Consider the following 241-nt stretch of genomic DNA (forward strand, 5'->3'; position numbering starts at 1 on the left):
AATCCAATCCATAGACTTGAGTCTTTTTTGATTTAACTTTTTTGGTATGGTGAACTGATTTATACCAAACTTGAGAATAGCCCATCTCCAAATTGTTGATTAATTCCTTTTTACCATTCTTATATTTTAAATGCCAGCGTCTACTACTTTGATAACCATATTTTGCTAAAACATTAAATGTATAGTGAGATGAATCAACTTTAGCGAAGGCAAGTTTACGCCAACCATGCCAATTGCTTCT

The 241-nt window shown here is 32.4% G+C and carries 1 pseudogene; it reads right to left on the reverse strand.

The features are described 5' to 3' along the window. Positions 1-241: pseudogene (locus HMPREF0519_RS14140) on the reverse strand (hypothetical protein); the annotation flags it as partial.

Origin of the sequence: Lentilactobacillus hilgardii DSM 20176 = ATCC 8290 (genome assembly GCF_000159315.1) — a bacterium.
Taxonomy (GTDB): domain Bacteria; phylum Bacillota; class Bacilli; order Lactobacillales; family Lactobacillaceae; genus Lentilactobacillus; species Lentilactobacillus hilgardii.